Source organism: Thermostichus sp. MS-CIW-26 (assembly GCF_054059115.1).
In genome coordinates this window covers 1-16,157 of record NZ_JBSSBV010000031.1, presented here as the reverse complement: position 1 = coordinate 16,157, position 16,157 = coordinate 1, and the positions used below count along the sequence as shown (strand labels likewise).

Annotated in this window: 15 protein-coding genes and 1 pseudogene; 9 read left to right on the top strand and 7 right to left on the bottom strand. The window is 59.0% G+C overall.

The annotated features are described in order from the left end of the window. The 5 genes from ACVWZU_RS10305 to cysW all read left to right on the top strand — a co-directional run bounded on the left by ACVWZU_RS10305 (window position 1) and on the right by cysW (window position 6,828). Entirely contained in the window at window positions 1–2,796 is a 2,796-nt protein-coding gene (locus ACVWZU_RS10305; protein WP_457444740.1) for a bifunctional acetate--CoA ligase family protein/GNAT family N-acetyltransferase, read from the top strand. Between the two features lie 131 nt (window positions 2,797–2,927). Then, window positions 2,928–3,968, top strand: coding sequence for a sulfate ABC transporter substrate-binding protein (locus ACVWZU_RS10300; protein WP_457444738.1), 1,041 nt, complete (start codon window positions 2,928–2,930; stop codon window positions 3,966–3,968). 174 nt (window positions 3,969–4,142) lie between these two features. Then, window positions 4,143–5,186, top strand: a complete 1,044-nt coding sequence (locus ACVWZU_RS10295; RefSeq protein WP_457444736.1) for a sulfate/molybdate ABC transporter ATP-binding protein — start codon at window positions 4,143–4,145, stop codon at window positions 5,184–5,186. Window positions 5,187–5,192: 6 nt separating this feature from the next. Next, window positions 5,193–6,005 (top strand): sulfate ABC transporter permease subunit CysT, encoded by an 813-nt coding sequence (cysT, locus tag ACVWZU_RS10290; protein WP_414330111.1) that lies wholly within the window; start codon window positions 5,193–5,195, stop codon window positions 6,003–6,005. Next, window positions 5,995–6,828, top strand: coding sequence for a sulfate ABC transporter permease subunit CysW (gene cysW, locus ACVWZU_RS10285; protein WP_457444734.1), 834 nt, complete (start codon window positions 5,995–5,997; stop codon window positions 6,826–6,828). Before cysT ends, cysW begins: the two co-directional genes overlap by 11 nt. Window positions 6,829–6,844: 16 nt before the next feature. On the opposite strand, the gene msrA is transcribed toward cysW, so the two are convergent. Together msrA and ACVWZU_RS10275 are read right to left on the bottom strand one after the other, a co-directional pair. Further along, window positions 6,845–7,513 carry a peptide-methionine (S)-S-oxide reductase MsrA gene (msrA, locus tag ACVWZU_RS10280; RefSeq protein WP_414330118.1) on the bottom strand — a complete coding sequence of 223 codons (669 nt, stop codon included), beginning with the start codon at window positions 7,511–7,513 and terminating at the stop codon, window positions 6,845–6,847. Window positions 7,514–7,594: 81 nt separating this feature from the next. After that, window positions 7,595–8,527 (bottom strand): ABC transporter permease, encoded by a 933-nt coding sequence (locus tag ACVWZU_RS10275; RefSeq protein ID WP_457444732.1) that lies wholly within the window; start codon window positions 8,525–8,527, stop codon window positions 7,595–7,597. Between the two features lie 443 nt (window positions 8,528–8,970). On the opposite strand from ACVWZU_RS10275, the gene ACVWZU_RS10270 reads away from it, so the two are divergent. The 3 genes from ACVWZU_RS10270 (at window position 8,971) to ACVWZU_RS10260 (ending at window position 10,404) form a co-directional block, all read left to right on the top strand. Further along, window positions 8,971–9,525: a sigma-70 family RNA polymerase sigma factor gene (locus tag ACVWZU_RS10270; protein WP_457444730.1), complete on the top strand. Its 555-nt coding sequence runs from the start codon at window positions 8,971–8,973 to the stop codon at window positions 9,523–9,525. Then, window positions 9,522–9,872, top strand: coding sequence for a hypothetical protein (locus ACVWZU_RS10265; protein ID WP_414343942.1), 351 nt, complete (start codon window positions 9,522–9,524; stop codon window positions 9,870–9,872). The genes ACVWZU_RS10270 and ACVWZU_RS10265 overlap by 4 nt, the downstream gene beginning before the upstream one ends. Before the next feature lie 109 nt (window positions 9,873–9,981). After that, complete coding sequence (locus ACVWZU_RS10260) at window positions 9,982–10,404, top strand: Spy/CpxP family protein refolding chaperone (protein WP_414343944.1); 423 nt, start codon at window positions 9,982–9,984, stop codon at window positions 10,402–10,404. A gap of 157 nt (window positions 10,405–10,561) precedes the next feature. Here the strand turns inward: ACVWZU_RS10260 and xth are convergent, their stop codons facing one another. From xth to sfsA, 3 genes are all read right to left on the bottom strand, one after another. Then, the gene (gene xth / locus ACVWZU_RS10255; RefSeq protein ID WP_457444728.1) at window positions 10,562–11,347 is read right to left on the bottom strand and encodes an exodeoxyribonuclease III; all 786 of its coding nucleotides are present in this window, start codon (window positions 11,345–11,347) and stop codon (window positions 10,562–10,564) included. Window positions 11,348–11,359: 12 nt separating this feature from the next. Beyond that, window positions 11,360–12,619 carry a GTP cyclohydrolase II gene (locus ACVWZU_RS10250; protein ID WP_457444726.1) on the bottom strand — a complete coding sequence of 420 codons (1,260 nt, stop codon included), beginning with the start codon at window positions 12,617–12,619 and terminating at the stop codon, window positions 11,360–11,362. A gap of 98 nt (window positions 12,620–12,717) precedes the next feature. Then, window positions 12,718–13,437 (bottom strand): DNA/RNA nuclease SfsA, encoded by a 720-nt coding sequence (gene sfsA, locus ACVWZU_RS10245; protein ID WP_457444724.1) that lies wholly within the window; start codon window positions 13,435–13,437, stop codon window positions 12,718–12,720. A gap of 304 nt (window positions 13,438–13,741) precedes the next feature. Between sfsA and ACVWZU_RS10240 the strand changes: the two genes are divergently transcribed. After that, window positions 13,742–14,344 carry a LabA-like NYN domain-containing protein gene (locus ACVWZU_RS10240; RefSeq protein ID WP_414332504.1) on the top strand — a complete coding sequence of 201 codons (603 nt, stop codon included), beginning with the start codon at window positions 13,742–13,744 and terminating at the stop codon, window positions 14,342–14,344. A 46-nt stretch (window positions 14,345–14,390) separates the two neighbouring features. On the opposite strand, the gene cbiE is transcribed toward ACVWZU_RS10240, so the two are convergent. Together cbiE and ACVWZU_RS10230 are read right to left on the bottom strand one after the other, a co-directional pair. After that, window positions 14,391–15,650, bottom strand: a complete 1,260-nt coding sequence (gene cbiE / locus ACVWZU_RS10235; protein ID WP_457398042.1) for a precorrin-6y C5,15-methyltransferase (decarboxylating) subunit CbiE — start codon at window positions 15,648–15,650, stop codon at window positions 14,391–14,393. Next, window positions 15,651–16,157 (bottom strand): annotated as a pseudogene (locus ACVWZU_RS10230) (hypothetical protein); the annotation flags it as partial.

The following is a 16,157-nucleotide window of genomic DNA, read 5'->3' as shown; positions in this document are numbered from 1 at the left end:
ATGTGGCAACGACTGGATCCCAGTGTGGATATCTGGAGGGCCCGATCCCATCCCCTGAATCCCATTTTTCTGCCCCGTTCGGTGGCGGTGGTGGGGGCCACGGAGCGGGAGGGCAGCGTGGGGCGGACGGTGTTGTGGAACCTCATTAGCCACCCCTTTGGCGGCACGGTTTACCCGGTCAATCCCAAGCGGCACCAGGTGTTGGGGATCCGGGCCTACGAGCGGCTGTCCGCTCTGCCGGAGCCGGTGGATCTGGCCATTATCGCCATTCCGGCAGCGGGGGTGCCCAAGGTGGTGCAGGAGTGCGTAGAAGCCGGGGTCAAGGGCGCCATTGTTCTTTCAGCAGGCTTCAAGGAAACGGGCCCTGCTGGCTGGGAGCTGGAGAAGCAAATTCAGCAGACTATCCAATCGCGTCAGCGGGACGGAGTCCTTGGGAAGCTGCGCTTGATTGGCCCCAACTGCCTGGGGATCCAAAACCCCCACACGGGCTTAAACGCCACCTTTGCTGCCCAGATGGCCCGGCCCGGCAATGTGGGCTTCATCAGCCAAAGTGGGGCCCTGTGCACCTCGATTTTGGACTGGAGCCTGCAGGAAAATGTGGGCTTCAGTGCCTTTATCTCTCTGGGATCCATGCTGGATGTGGGCTGGGGAGATCTGATTGACTACCTGGGCGAGGATCCCCATACCCACAGCATTGTCTTGTACATGGAATCCATCGGGGATGCCCGCTCTTTTCTGTCCGCGGCCCGAGAGGTGGCCCTGAGCAAGCCCATCATTGTCATCAAGGCGGGGCGCACCCAGGCGGCAGCCCAAGCAGCCGCTTCCCACACGGGCTCCCTCACCGGCAGCGACGCAGTGTTGGATGCGGCCTTCCGCCGTTGCGGCGTGCTGCGGGTGGATCACATTGAAGATCTCTTCGACCTGGCGGAGGTGCTGGCCAAACAGCCCCGTCCTCAGGGCCCTCACCTGACCATCCTCACCAATGCCGGCGGGCCAGGGGTGCTGGCCACCGATGCCCTCATCCGCGCCGGGGGATCCCTGGCCCAGCTCTCCCCCCAAACCCTGGAGCAGCTTAACCAGCTCTTGCCCCCCCACTGGAGCCACGGCAATCCCATTGATATTTTGGGGGACGCAGATCCGGAGCGCTTTGCCCAAGTTTTGGAAGTGGTGTTGCAAGATCCCGGCAGCCAGGGCTGTCTGGTCATCCTCACCCCCCAAGCCATGACGGATCCCACGGCCACTGCCGAGAAAGTGGTGGAGACCTGGCGGCGCAGTGGATCCCGGCAGCCCATTCTGGCCAGTTGGATGGGGGGAGCTGGCGTGGATGCGGGCGAGCAGATCCTCAACCAGGCCGGGATCCCCACCTACCGCTACCCGGATCAAGCGGCGCGGGTGTTTAGCCATCTGTGGCGCTTTAGTGACAACCTCAAGGCCCTCTACGAAACCCCCACCCTGGCTCCCACCAGGCCAGTGGAGCAGGAAAAAGTGCAGCAAACCCTTGCCCAGGCGAGGCGGGAAGGCCGCACGCTTCTCACGGAGGTCGAATCTAAGGAAATCCTGGCCGCCTACGGGATCCCCGTGGTGCCGACGCGGGTGGCCGAGAGCCCCGAAGCGGCGGTGGAAGCTGCCGAGGCCATGGGTTACCCGGTGGTGGTGAAACTCTACTCCCACACCCTCACCCACAAAACCGATGTGGGCGGCGTGCAGCTCAACCTGCCCGATGCTGAGGCGGTGCGCCGGGCTTTTGGGCAAATTTACCGCAACGTTACCGAAAAAGCGGGGCCGGAGCACTTCCAGGGGGTCACGGTGCAGCCGATGGTGGACACGGATGGCTATGAGCTGATCCTGGGGAGCAGCCAGGATCCCCAATTTGGGCCGGTGTTGCTGTTTGGCAGTGGCGGACAACTGGTGGAGGTGTTTCAAGATCGCTCCATCGGCCTTCCCCCCCTCAACACCACCTTGGCCCGGCGTCTGATGGAAAACACCCTCATCTACAAGGCCCTCAGGGGGGTACGCGGACGCCCAGCTGTCGATCTGGAGGCCCTGGAACAGCTCTTGGTGCGCTTTAGCCAACTGGTGGCCGAGCAGCGGGAGATTAAAGAGATCGACATCAATCCGCTGCTGGCTTCCAGCGAGGGCCTGCTGGCTTTGGATGCCCGCGTCATTTTGCGAACCGAGCAGGATCCCCAGGTGCCTTTGGCCATCCGCCCCTACCCCACCCAGTACATCTGGCCCTTCCGGGACGGCATCACCATCCGCCCCATCCGCCCCGAAGATGAGCCTCTGGTGATCGATTTTCACCGCCACGTCTCCGATTACAGCGTCTATCTGCGCTACTTCCACCCGATCAAATACAGCGCCCGCATCGCCCACGAGCGCCTTACCCGCATTTGCTTTAACGATTACGACCGCGAGATTGCCTTAGTAGCAGAAAAACAGGAGCCAGAGGCCAATCGCGTCAGCGGGACGAAGTCCTTAATCCTCGGCATCAGCCGCCTCTCCAGAAAACATGGCTTTCCCCAAGAAGCAGAGTTTGCCATGCTGGTGGCGGATCCCTACCAACGGCAAGGGATTGGCACAGAGCTGTTGACCCGCCTCATTCAGGTGGCCCGCTGCGAAGGGATCCAGCGCCTCACCGGCGAGGTTCTTGGCGAAAACGAGGCGATGCGCCGCCTGTGTCAGCGGCTGGGGTTTCAGTTGCGCCCTTCTCCAGAGGATCCTGGCATTCTCAAGGCCACGCTGGATCTCGCTGTCGATGCGGCGATCCCCACCCCTGTCCTGCCTAGGGATCCTTAAATAAAAACGGTTTGCCGACCGGCTTACCGTAGAATAGGAACAAGGGCCTGCTCCTTCCGCCTACAGCAAGCGGAGCCCCTCTGTCGGAGAGAGGCTGGGGGCGAGGGCGGCCTGAGGTTTTGAGGACGGCTATGGAGGTTACAAAGACAGGCGGGATCCAGAGGCTGCTGGCGAGCGGGGGACGGTGGCTGGGGATGGGATCCCTGCTGCTCTGCCTTCTGCTTGGCCTTGGCGGCTGTGGCCGAGGGGGGGGATTGCAGGGGGAAGTCAGGATCCTCCTCGCTTCTTTTGCGGTGACGCGGGATGCCTACCGGCAGATCATCCCTGCTTTTGAGGCCGATTGGCTGGCGAAAACGGGGCAACGGGTGCGCGTAGAAAGCAGCTACGGCGGCTCGGCAACGCAATCGCGGGCAGTTATTGACGGGCTGGATGCCGATGTGGTGGCCTTGGCCCTGGCTTTGGATGTGGAGCGCCTCGTGGCTGCCGGTCTTATCCAGCCGGGATGGGAAGCCCGTACCCCCAACCAAGGGATCGTTACCCGTTCGGTGGCAGTAATTGTAACGCGGGAGGGCAACCCCCAGGGGATCCGCTCTTGGCAAGATCTGGCTCGGCCCGGCTTGCAGGTGGTTACCGCCAACCCCAAGACCTCAGGGGGCGCCCGCTGGAACTTTTTAGCCCTCTGGAGCGCTGTCCCTGAACCTCAGGCTCTGGCCTTCACCACCCAGGTCTACAAGAATGTCCGTATTTTGCCGCGGGACTCGCGGGAGGCCACCGATGTTTTTTTCCAGAAAGGGCAAGGGGATGCCCTGCTCACCTACGAACATGAGGTGATCCTGGCGGGCTTGCGCGGCCAATCCCTGTCCTATGTGGTGCCCGACCCCAACATTTCCATCGACAACCCCGTAGCCGTGGTGGATGCCAATGTGGATCGCAAAGGCACCCGTGCCGTGGCCGAAGCCTTTGTGGACTACCTATTCACCCCAGAAGCGCAGCGGGCTTTTGCCGAGGTGGGCTTTCGCCCGGTAGAACCCACAGTGGCCCAAGAGTTTGCCTGGCGTTACCCTCCTGTTGAGAAGCGGGTTACCGTCGCCGACCTGGGCGGATGGGAGGTTGTCCAAAGCCGCTTTTTTGCCGATGGGGCCTTGTTTGACCGCATCCAAGCTCAGTTGTAGGGAGTCTCCCTTGTTTTGGATCCCCATTCAAGTTATCTTGGGAGCTATATCAACGGTTTGTTGACAGGTTTACCGTAGATTAGCCGCGGGTTTAACTGCCCTCACCCTCTCCAGAAGACTCAGCCGGCAACCATCCAGCAACTTCTCAGGCAAACCACTAGCTAGGCAGAACCTATGGGTATCACCATCGAAGGGGTATCGAAGCGTTTTGGCGAGTTTCAGGCCCTTCACCCCACCGATCTCACCATTCCTACGGGATCCCTGTTGGCCTTGTTGGGGCCGTCGGGTTCTGGCAAATCCACCCTGCTGCGTCTCATTGCCGGCCTAGAAAAGCCGGATACGGGGCGGATTTCCCTCACCGGGCGGGATGCTACCCATGCCAGCGTCCAGGAGCGCAACATTGGTTTTGTTTTTCAGCACTACGCCCTGTTCAAGCACATGACGGTGCGGCAGAACATCGCCTTTGGCTTGGAGATCCGCAAGGCTTCACGGGCCGAGATTCGGGCACGGGTGGATGAGCTGCTGGAGCTGGTGCAGCTATCGGGGTTCGGGGATCGCTACCCCTCTCAACTCTCTGGGGGGCAGCGGCAGCGGGTGGCCCTAGCCCGCGCTTTGGCGGTGGAGCCGCAGGTGTTGCTGTTGGATGAGCCCTTTGGGGCCCTGGATGCCAAAGTCCGCAAAGAGCTGCGCAAGTGGTTGCGGCGCCTGCACGATGAGGTGCATGTGACAACGGTATTTGTAACCCATGATCAAGAGGAAGCCATGGAGGTGGCGGATCAGATCGTGGTGATGAACCAGGGGCGGATCGAACAGGTGGGATCCCCGGCAGAAATCTATGACCATCCAGCTACACCCTTTGTGATGAGCTTTGTCGGCCCGGTCAACGAGCTTTCTCCCCGCTCCCAACTCTTTTGCCAGCTTCCCGAGGTGCAGGCCGGCCCGCATCAGCTTTTTTTGCGCCCCCACGATGTGCAGATTGAGGTCAACCCCGGCAGCAGTGGTGTTTCTGCCCGCGTTAAGGAGATCATCCACCTGGGTCGGGAGATTCAGGCAGAGCTGGTTCTGAGCGACGGCGGATCCCTGTGGGCCCATCTCAGCCGCGAGCAATATGCCAACCAACCCCTGCAGGTGGGGCAGCAGGTCTATGTGCGCCCCAAGGTGGTGAAAGCCTTTCCCGTCAAAAAAACCGAGATGACCGCAATGCCGGTGGGAGCTTGAGAAACGTTGCTGCAAGCTTTGTCTCAACTGTCTTGGCCGTGGCGGCTGACCCTGGGCTATCTCTTCTTGATGTTGGTTCTGCCGCTGGCTGCCTTGATTGCCAAGTCCAGCAGCGTGGGCTGGGCGGAGTTTTGGCGGATCGCGACGGATCCCGTGGCCCTCTCCGCCTATGAAGTTACTTTTGTAACCGCGTTGCTGGCGGCTCTGATCAACGGCGTGATGGGCACCCTGACTGCCTGGGTGCTGGTGCGCTACGCCTTCCCCGGCAAAAAGCTTCTCGAGGGGTTGATCGATCTGCCGTTTGCTTTGCCCACCGCCGTGGCCGGCCTCACCCTGGCAACGGTTTACAGCAGCAACGGCTGGATTGGATCCCTTTTGGCCCCCTTGGGGATCCGCATCTCCTTTACCCGCTTGGGGGTGGGTGTGGCGATGCTGTTTATTTCTTTTCCTTTTGTGGTGCGGACGGTGCAGCCGGTGTTGCAGGAGCTGGAGAAAGATGTGGAAGAGGCAGCCTGGAGTTTGGGGGCTTCCCGCTTTCAGACCTTCCGGCGCGTGGTGCTGCCCCAGATCCTGCCGGCGGTGCTCACCGGGGTAGCCCTAGGGTTTTCCCGCGCCGTGGGGGAATACGGCTCTGTGGTGATCATCGCTTCCAGCATTCCCTTTCGGGACTTGATTGCGGCGGTGCTGGTGATTCAGCGGCTGGAACAACACGACTATGCTGGGGCAACCGTGATCGGAACGGTGATGTTGGGGATCTCTTTCCTGTCGCTGGTGGTAATTAACCTTCTGCAAGCCTGGGGAAGTCGCCATGAAACCTGACGAGGTAGCAGGTGTCAAACCGAAGCCCTCAACATGGCTGTCGGGCCTGTTGATCGGGATCGTCGGGCTCTACATCGCGCTGCTGCTGGGGATCCCGGTGGTGAACATCTTCTATCAGGCGTTTCGAGAAGGGATCCCAGCCTTTCTCCATCGCCTGACAGAGCGGGAGTTGCTCAGTGCCCTGCGATTGACGGTGCTAACCGCCCTGGTCGTTGTGCCCCTCAATACCTTTTTCGGCCTCTGTGCTGCCTTGGCCATTGCTCATCGGCGTCTTCCGGGGCGGGCCCTGCTCCTGAGCCTGATCGATCTGCCCTTTTCCATTTCCCCGGTGGTGGCTGGCCTAATGCTGGTGCTCATCTTCGGGCGTCAGGGTTGGCTGGGATCCTGGAACTTGCGGGTTATCTTTGCATTTCCGGGCATTGTGTTGGCAACGGCTTTCATCACCCTTCCTTTTGTGGCGCGGGAAGTGTTGCCGGTGTTGGAGGAGGCGGGCACCGACCAGGAAGAAGCCGCCAAAACGCTGGGGGCGACCCCCTGGCAGATCTTCTGGAGAATCACCCTGCCCAACATCCGCTGGGGCCTTCTGTACGGCGTCATCTTGACCAATGCCCGCGCCATGGGGGAGTTCGGCGCTGTGGCTGTGGTTTCCGGCAACATCATTGGCCGCACCCAGACCTTGCCCCTGTTCGTGGAAGATGCCTACCGCAGTTATGCCACCGGCTCAGCCTATGCGGCGGCGGTGGTGCTCTCCTTGCTGGCGGTGGTAACCCTAGTGGCTAGGGAGTTCCTTGAGCGGGGATCCCATTCCCGCCGGATCTTTTGATCCGTCAGGGTGTGGATCAGACGGGCTCGGTGAGGATCTCTGGCAGACAAACCTTAGTGCCCCCCAGGCCGCAGTAGCCGCGCGGATTCTTGGCCAGATATTGCTGGTGGTAGTCTTCGGCGTAGTAAAACTCAGGCGCGTCTAAGATCTCGGTGGTGATCTGGCCGTAGCCGTGGGCGGTCAGGGCCTGCTGATAGAGATCGCGGGTTTTTTCCGCCAGCTCCCGCTGCGCCGGAGAATACACATAGATGCCGGAGCGGTATTGGGTGCCCACATCATTGCCCTGGCGCATCCCCTGGGTAGGGTCGTGATTTTCCCAAAACACCTTCAGCAGTTGGGCATAGCTGACCTGAGCTGGGTCGTAAACCACCCGCACCACCTCGTTGTGGCCGGTCAGGCCAGTACAGACCTCTTCATAGGTGGGGTTGGGGGTAAACCCGCCAGCGTAGCCCACCGCTGTGCTGAACACCCCTGGCACCTGCCAAAACTTGCGCTCTGCCCCCCAGAAGCAGCCCATGCCGAACATGGCCAGCTCCATGCCCTCGGGAAAAGGCGGCTGCAGCGGATGGCCATTGACAAAATGCCGATTCACGATCACCATCGGCTCGGCCCGGCCCGGCAAGGCTTCTTCCGGTTTGGGCAGGGACAGTTTCTTGCCAAGTTTGCCAAAGCCAAAGAGCACCATAGGGACAGCCCGATACATTCGTTAACAGTTACCAGCCTAGCTCAGTTGGCTCCTCATGTGTTGGAAAAATCCTTGATCGGGTCAGCTCACCGATTCAAAAGCCCCCAGCCGCTTGGCCACTAGCAGATAGACGGTCATGATCCCCATCGGCACAACCGTGAAGGCTGCCGCCAAGGGAATGTTGCCAGAGGTGCCCTGAAAGGCGAGAACTGCCTGCCCGATGAAATAGCTGGAATTGCCCAGAGAATAAGGCACCACAAAATCTCCTAGCGTTAAGGAAAAGGTGAAGACCGACCCGGCCAGGATCCCTGGCAAGGCGAGGGGAAGAGTAACATGGCGGAACGTTTGCCAACCCTGAGCTCCCAAATCTGCAGAAGCCTCAATTAAGCTATCAGGCACTCGCTCCAAAGCCGCCTGGATCGGCAGAATCATATAGGGCAGCCAAACATAGAGAAACACCAAGAAAATACCCAAGTTGGATACAGCCAGCGATGGCCCACCGATCCCGGGCAACTGCAAAATCTTTTCCACCCATCCCTGTAGGCCCACATGGGTGAGTAGATAGGTAAGGATCCCTTCTTTGGCCAGGATCAACTTCCAGGCATAAACCCGAATCAAATAACTAGACCAAAGCGGTAGGAGCACCAACAAATACAAAAAGCCCTTCCAGCGAGGAGAGGCCAGTCTGACCATGGTATAAGCCAGAGGAAAAGCCAACACAATGGCAGCCAAAGTGACTGCCAAAGCCATAGTCAAGCTGCGGACAAAGATATCCACATTGGCCGGAGTGAGCAGCTCTCGATAGGTGGCCAAAGTAAACTTTCTCAGGATCAGGCCGGTAAAGGGATCCAGATGATAAAAACTTTGCAGCAGCAGCGCCAGCAGCGGCCCCAAGTAAAAGACCAGTAACCAAATGAGAGGTGGCCCCAACAGAATGGCAAGGATGAGCGTCGGGTGATGATAGAGGAATCCAAACAGATCGGGTTTATCGGTTATTTGAGTTGTTTTGGTCATGGCCAGGCAGGCATGAAGATCAGCTTTTCATTTCCTCTTTTTGGTGTTATTGGAATTGTAGGTCGACGAGCCAATAGAATTCAACAGAATTGGGATTGAGAAAGTGCGAACAGGCAAGAGGGATTGGCTTGTCTACACCTGCCGGCGGGTATCCTTTGAGGGAAAACGGCAATCAGAAGATGCCGGTATGGTCATTTCGACTCAAACTAGGACACTGCACCCACACCTAAAACATTGGTCGCGTCGTCGCGTCAGCGCTGCGGAGCAATAATGCATGGGGCCATAAGGCTTTTCTCGTATAGCCCAGGTGTCTCAGTCTAGCCTAAACGACCATATCTTGCTTGGCGGGAAGTGGAGGGCCCTCGTAGACAGGGATCCTTTGAACCTTTTGGGGGCATTGGGAGTCAGACAAAGCAAGGTTGAGAACAAGGGAGCGTCCTCTCGTGCAGGCGGCAAAGGATACATCCGATTGGGAGCTGATCCAGCGCTGCCTCAACGGCGACAGCCAGAGCTTTCGCCAACTCTACCGCAAATACCAGCAGTCGGTACGGAATATCCTCTATCCCTTGTGTGGAGCCGATCTTTTGGATGACCTGGTACAGGAAGTGTTTATTCGTGCCTGGAAAGGGTTGCCTCGGTTTCGCGGCTCGGCCCAGTTTTCCACTTGGCTGTATCGCATCTGCTGGAATGTGGCCTCAGATCAGCGACGGCGCTGCGCCCGGCAACACTCCCAAACCCAAAACCTGGTCCTCGGATCGGATATTGCTCACCCTGGCCCCGACCTGATGCACTTGCACTACCAACAGGCTCTACAGCAAAGCATGGCTCAGCTTAGCCCTGAACACAGAATGGTTCTGATTCTGCACGACCTAGAAGATCTGCCCCAGAAAGAGATTGCCGAGATTTTAGGGATCCCGGTGGGAACGGTGAAGTCCCGGCTGTTTCACGCCCGTGCCACCATCCGTCAACACCTACTTCAGGAGGGCATTACCCCATGAGTGAGCACCCCAACCCCCTAGCAGACGAGCGGCTGCGCCACTTTTTGCGTCAATATCGCCCCCTCCCTCCCCCTGCGGCCTCTGGGCTGGAGGAGCAGATCCTTCAAGTTGTGGCGACTCATCCACTTCATGGCCGGCTCAAGCACCCTTGGCGTTGGGTTGGCATCTCCCTTTTGGCGGGCGCTTTGCTGGGCTGGATTGGCTATCAGCGCTGGCAGGTACAGGTGGTGGCCCAGGAGACCGAAGCCCTAGAAAGTTTTTTGGTGAGCACTTGGGGAAGCTTGCTGAGCCCAGAGGGAACAGAAACCGAAACTTGGTGGATAGAACGCGATCCAGAGGGATCCTAAATCCATCAGCCTCACGAATATCCCCCTTCATTGACCATTACACCGCTGAGACTTCTGAGACCTTGGTCAGATTCTTGGTCAGATTCTTAGAAAAAGCCTGCAAAGAACCATGAGAAATGCTTGGATTTGGATCCCCATTTTGCCACTCTACCTGGGATCCCTGGGTGAACCGGTGATGGGCCAACCCCGCCCCCTGCGAATGATGGATTTGCGCCGCCCCTTTGCTCGCAATTTGCGGGAGCTGAACCTCTCCGACGAGCAGTTGCGGCAATTGCAGCAGATCCGCCACCGCAAACAGGAAGAGTTGTTGGAGCGCATTTTGGAGTTGAGGGCAGCCCGCGGTCGATTGCGGGAGTTGCTGGTCGGCGATGCCCCTGAGTCAGAAGTGGCAGCTCAATTTCAGCGGGTACAACAGCTAAGCCAAGAAGTAAATGCCAAACGTTTTGAGGCAGTTCTGGAAATGCGACAGGTCCTCAGCTCAGAACAGCGGCAACACCTGCTGAAAATTCTCGAAGAGGCCGCTCCATTTTAATTGGATGGCTGGTTGGTATGAGCTGTTATGGTCATTTAAACAGGAATGAAACATTTCCGCCTGGCTCCCCTCTTCCTCTGAGAGAAGGGGTGAAGGCAGTGGCAGGGAGCGTTTGGGGAGTGTCTCAACCTAGCTTGAAATGACTATAACAAGGCGCTTAAATATCCAGGGCAACAATGACAGGGGCATGATCGCTGGGTTTTTCGGCCCGCCGTGGCTCAACATCGATCCAGCAAGCGGTGGCTTTCTCCTGTAGCTCACGAGACAGATAATGATGATCAATGCGCCAGCCGCGATTCCTTTGAAACCCCCCCGAGCGATAGTCCCACCAGCTAAAATGGCCGGGATCTGGGGTGAACCTGCGAAACGCATCTTCAAACCCTAAAGCCAGGATCTCCCGCAGGGCTTGTCGCTCCGGTTCGGAAGCCATGATTTCTCCCGCTTTTTGGGGATCATAAATATCCCGATCTTCCAGGGCAATGTTAAAGTCCCCGCAGAGCAGGATGGGATCCCCTTGGCTCAGGGCAACCGCGAGGTAATCCTTCAGCGTGGCCAGCCAGCGCAATTTATAGGCGTATTTTTCCGATCCCACCTCAGCACCGTTGGGCACATAAAGGTTGAGAATACGGATCCCGCGGTAGATGGCGCTCATCAGCCGCTTTTGCTCGTCCAAATCTGCCGCCGCAGGCAGCAGCGCACCAAACCCCCGTTCTACTTTTTCCGGGGGATCCCGGCTGATCAGAGCCACACCGTTGTAGGACTTTTGCCCGTAGACCTCCACATGAAAGCCCCGCTCCTGAAAGGCCGCCCGGGGAAAGTCTTCATCTACCACCTTGGTCTCCTGCAGGCAGAGCACATCCAGGGATCCCTGGCTGTCCAGCCAAGCCAAAACCTGAGGCAGCCGGGTGCGAATGGAGTTGACATTCCAGGTAGCCACTTGCATGAGGGATCCCGCTCACTCCACCAAGGCTCTTCCTCGGATTTGGGCCAGCCGCTCCGCATCCAGCACCTCCCCCTCGGTGTAGTAGCCGGCAGCTTTTTTGGCCTCGATCTCCACACGGGCATCCGCCGGGATCAGCTCTTCTGGGATGGGCACCCGCTGCAGAACCTCAATGCCGGAGTTGGTGATGGCTCGATACTTGAGGTCGCTCATAGAAATCAGGCGATCGATTCGGGTTATGCCCAGCCAATGGAGCACATCCGGCATCAACTCCTGAAACCGGATGTCTTGCACCCCTGCCACACACTCGGTACGGGCGAAGTAGGCATCAGCCCGATCCCCTCCTTCCTGGCGCTTGCGGGCGTTGTAGACCAAAAACTTGGTCACCTCTCCCAAGGCGCGGCCTTCTTTGCGCAGGTACACGATCACCCCGGCTCCACCGGCTTGGGCCGTCTTAACGCATTCTTCAATGCCATGCACCAGGTAGGGGCGGCAGGTGCAAATATCCGAGCCAAACACATCGGAACCATTGCATTCGTCGTGAACCCGCACCGCCAGGGGCAAAGCCGGGTCGGTGATGGCGGCCACTTGCCCGATGATGTACACCGTCTGGCCACCGATGGGCGGCAAAAACACCGATAGGTCTGGGCGAGTCACCAATTCTGGAAACATGCCTCCCGTCTGCTCGAAGAGGGTGCGGCGCAGCAGGCTTTCGCTCACCTGCAATCGTTTGGCGATCCCCGGCAGGTACCAGACCGGCTCGATTGCGGCTTTGGTGACCACCAGGCTGCCGTTGTCTTTGAGGATCCGGCCATCCACCCGTAACCGCCCTTTGTTGACCGCCTCCTGCAGTTCTGGCATGTGGATGTGGGCCTGAGTAATGGCAATAGTAGGGCGAATATCGTAGCCCTGGGCATAGAGGGGGGCAAAGACTTCCCCCACAACTGCTCCCCAGGGATCCAAAGACACAATCCGGTCTGGATCTCCCCAGCTTGGGTGAGGGCCAATCGACACCACCGGGGCAGTATGGGTTAAATCGGCGCGGTGATCCGCCTGCAAAGAGCCACTGGCCACAGCCAATGCCCGATAGACAGCGTAGGCTCCCGCATGGGTGCCGATGACATTGCGATGGGCAAGATTGGTCAGGCTACCCACCACCGGCCCCCGCTGCAGTGGATCCAAGGATCCCCAGCGAATCGGCTGGGCTTGCGTCCCATAAGGGGAGGGATGGGAGGTGAGAACAATGTGATGAGGACGGGAGGAAGGTTCGCTCATGGTCCTCAAATGCCTGGAAAATGGAAGAATCTGGAGAAAACAGAATTATAGGCGATCCCCAGCCGTTTCCAGAGAGCTTGCCCCTTCTTTTGGGGTGCCTAGACAACGATTTTGGCCAAACCCAAGGGGCGGATCCCTGCCGGCGAAACCTCGACCCGATAGGGCAACATCTCTACCCCGACCTGCAGGGCCTCACGAAACAGACGGGCATAGCGGGGATCCCGTTCTTCGCCGGGGGCAAACTCGGTGCAATCGGCGCGATTGATCCAGTACATCAGCAGGGCACGCTGACCCTGTTGGCGCACCGCGATCAAATCTTCCAGGTGTTTTTGGCCGCGAGTGGTCACCGTATCGGGAAACAGCGCGCGGGATCCCTTGGCCCAGGTGGTGTTCTTCACCTCCAAATAGGCCGAGCCAGAGTCTCCTGTCAGCAGAAAGTCGATTTTGCTCCTGCCGCAGGTCACCTCCCGTTGCCGGCGGGAAAATCCTGCCAACTGGGGAAACCACCCTCGCTCCAGCCCCCAGTCCACCAGGCGATTGGGCAAGCTGGTGTTGATCCCCACCCATACCCCATCCACCTGGATCATCTCCCAGGTGTAGGCCAGTTTCCGTTTCGGCTCCGGGTGATGGGAGAGGTACACAGGTGCCCCCACCTGACAGACCCCACTCATCGGCCCTGTGTTGGGGCAATGGGCGATGATCTGTTGCCCGTTTTCCAGCTCCACATCGGCCAAAAACCGCTTGTAGCGGCTGCGCAGCACCCCTCTGTGCAAGGGGCTCGAAAAGCGGTAAGGTACCGGCCCATCCCCGCACTCCATCCCCAAAGCCTCTCCTTATCGTAGGTATTTTTTCTTTAGGATTTTGGAAATCTTCTCCGGGGATCGTCTCTCCTGCGCTAGGGTAAATCATGTGTCCCAGGGCTTGGGGCAGCCTTTTACGGCTTTTTCCGACTTCATGGGAATTCTGCAGATCACTCTGGGAAGCAGTAAGATCCCTATCGCACAAGAGAGGCGTCTGCATTAGCTGTAGTCAGTGCTGCCGGAAAGAGCTGTATTGGCGATTAAACCCATTTAACACCTCTTTTTTCTGCCCTTTTGTCAAAACTTGGAGAAGAAAACCCGAATGCTGCGTCTTGATCCTGATCCCGGCTTTCAGCCTGCGGATCCCTTGCAGGACAACCGTGGGCGTGTGGCCATATTCATCGACGGATCCAATCTGTTCTATGCCGCTCTGCAACTGGGCATTGAGATCGACTACACCCGTCTGCTGAAGACTCTGAGTGGTCGGTCGCCCCTTTTGCGCTCTTTTTTCTACACCGGCGTCGATCGCAACAACGAAAAGCAGCAGGGGTTTTTGCTCTGGATGCGCCGCAATGGCTACCGCGTGGTTACCAAAGAGCTAACCCAGTTGCCCGATGGATCCAAGAGAGCCAACCTGGATGTGGAAATTGCCGTGGATATGCTGTCGCTGGTGCGCTGGTATGAGACGGCTGTGCTGGTGAGCGGCGATGGAGACTTGGCCTATGCGGTCAATGCCGTTAGCTACCAAGGGGCACGAGTGGAGGTGGTCAGCTTGCGTTCCATGACCAGCGATCAACTGATCAACTTGGCGGATCGCTACATCGACCTGGAATCCATCAAAGACCAAATCAAGAAGACCAACCGTCCCTCCTCCGCCTACCTGTACCGACCGGGGTTCACCGCCGATGAGGAGGACGAGGGATAACTTTCCCTCCCCCACAGGGAGAAGGGAAAGCAGAGCAACGGGGGGCTTACTGGGCTTTCCAATTTGAAGGGATCCCTTGCAGCAGGTAAACCGGGTTCAGGGGGGCAAAGCGGGTGCCCTCGGCCAGGACGGCAGAGCGGGAGATCTGAACGTGATCTACTCGAACTTGCCAGCCCCGAGAACGCAGCCATTGCAGGGCTTCACTGCAGGTTTCTAGGGTAGCGAAGTTGGCCACTAAGATCCCTCCAGGCCGCAGGCGGGCTTCCACCACCGGCAGCAGGTCGCGGATCCCTTTGCCGCCGCCGCCCAGCACCACCCGATCTGGGTCGGGCAAGTTGGCCAACACTTGGGGGGCTGCCCCCGGGATCACCTGCAGGTTCTCTGGGCCAAAGCGTTGCCGGTTGCGCCGAATCAGACAGATGCCCATGGCGTTGCGCTCGACAGCATAGACCTGGAGCCGAGAAGAGAGGCGGGCTATTTCGATGGCCACCGAGCCGGTGCCGGCACCGATGTCCCACACCACGCCCTCCTGGGGGAGCTGCAGGGATCCTAAGGTGAGCAGGCGGATGGGCTGCTTGGTGATCAAGCCGGGCTGGTCGGGAAAGGTGTAGAACTGGTCGTCCGGGATCCCGACCAAAGGCCAGCGATGGGGATCTGGCTCCGGCTCTACTCGTCGCAGCACCACAACGTTGGGGCTGGGGAAAACGGCGTCTTCCCCTTCTTGGAGGGGCACGACCTGTTCTTGAGGGGATCCCAGTTGACTACAGACCCAGGCTTGGTAGCGCACCGGCAGCCGCAGGTCGGCAATGAACTGGGCCAAGACGGTCGGTGTATGCTCCGGATCGGTGAGCACCACGATCACAGGGGATCCCTGCTTGAGAACGGCTTCCAACCGCTCCACTCCCCGCCCGTGCAGGCTGAGGATGGTCGCCTCCTGCCAGGGGATCTGCAGGCGGTTCAGGGCCAGCTGCACCGAGCTCACCTGCGGATAGAAGGCCAACCGCTCCGCTGGGAAATACTCCGTCAACAGCCGCCCGATCCCGAAAAAAAGCGGATCCCCGCTGGCCAACAAAACTAGGGATCCCTGAGCCATCTCCTGCTGCAAAAGCGGGATCCAACTTTCCACCGGCCCGGTGAGCGGGATCTTGCGGGCCGGATGATCGGTAAAGTGCCGGAGCAGATGAGGGGCTCCTGCCAAAACCCTGGCTTGGGAAAGGGGGGGGATCCCCCAGGAAGCCACAGAGCCATCCCCCGCTACCCCTACGACCGCAAGCTGAGGTGACCGCCCAGGTGCTGCCGTAGCCATTTAACGTTCGACAGGTGGGTGGTATTGGCGCATGTGATTGAGAAAATCCAGTCGCAGCTCCGCCACTTCCCGTTGCATTTCCCGCATCTCCCGAATAAAGCTGAGTTGAGCCTCGATCAGGCGGCCATCGCGCTCCCGAAATTGCTCCATCATCATGGCTTGCGCTTCCCTCAGTTCGGCAAACCCAGCCTGCATATCTCGGCGGCACTCCTGTATGGCCACCTCCAGCTCGTCTCCCCGCTCTTCGTTCTGTCGAATCCGCTCCTGGTTCTGTTGGATCAACGCCCTGATCTCCTGGATTTCGGTCTGGAGTTGGGCTTCCATAGCCTGCCGCTCGGCCCGCATTTCGGCCATCTGGGCCTCAAAGCGCTCGGCAGATCGTTGCTGCTCGGCCCGCATTTCGGCCATCTGAGCCTCAAAGCGCTCGGCAGATCGTTGCTGTTCAGCCCGGATCTCGGAGATTTGGGCTGCAAAGCCCTGCCGCATCTCAACCATCTGAGCCTCAAA